General features: G+C 40.5%; 1 pseudogene. It reads right to left on the bottom strand.

From position 1 onward, the window contains the following. Positions 1-122: 122 nt before the first annotated feature. A pseudogene (locus HT691_RS06860) lies at positions 123-801 on the bottom strand (reverse transcriptase domain-containing protein); the annotation flags it as partial. Positions 802-980: the final 179 nt, after the last annotated feature.

The raw sequence follows: 980 nt of genomic DNA, 5'->3' as shown, positions 1-980 counted from the left end.
GGTATTCCCCTTCAAATTATAGTAGATTGAAACTAGAATAGTACACCTCTACTTCTAAAACATTGTTAGAAATCGATTTGACTGTCCTGATCGGTTTGTCCTATTCTTATTTCATTTTACTATACTTTCAAACCTAGCCGTTTCTCAATAAAACGACTAACTGAATACATCACACGCTTAGCGGCTGCCTCGCTTCCGACCATCATCACACAATCATCTGCGTAGCGCACAAATCGAAGTCCCCTCTTTTCTAATTCCTTGTCCAATTCATTAAGCATGATATTAGATAAGAGAGGAGATACATTTCCTCCCTGTGGTGTACCAACTAGCGTTTTATGACGCCGACCGTTAATGATAACACCTGAATGAAGATACTTACGAATCAAGGATTCCCTATCTCCGTCTTCGATCATATTATGTACTAAGGACATCAATCTATCTTGAGGAACCCTATCGAAAAATTTCTCTAGGTCTATATCCACTATCCACTCATAGCCGTCATTTAAGTACTCTAAGAGCTTGGACAATGGCTTGTTGGATTATCCTATCCATCACTGTCGGAATCCCAAGCTGAAGGACACCTCCATTGGGTTGGGGGATTTCAACTCGCAGGACTGATTGAGGTTTGTATTTTCTCTGTTTTATCAGCTCCTTAGTCAAGCGCCAGTTTTGTCTGAGATAGTCATCCATCTCTTCGATAGTCATTCCATCAATCCCAGCTGAGCCTTTATTGGATTTTACTTGATTGTAAGCTTCCAGCATATTTTCGCGTGATACTATCTTATCTAGCAATTTTGACATGTGCCTATTCCTTTCTTGTTTTGGTGCCTGAGGGACATCTTATATTGGTGAACCTTCATCTAGTCAATACGTGACAGAGTCCAGTTCTATCAGACCGTTCGTTTTACAGACACAAGTAAAGTAGGATTACTTCGATCTGTCGTTTTCTCTTTCTAGCGACAGAGCTCACGGGATAAGTC

This window comes from Streptococcus sp. 477, from assembly GCF_013277295.1.
In the GTDB taxonomy this organism is placed as follows: domain Bacteria; phylum Bacillota; class Bacilli; order Lactobacillales; family Streptococcaceae; genus Streptococcus; species Streptococcus pseudopneumoniae.
This window is presented reverse-complemented; position numbering and strand designations above follow the sequence as displayed.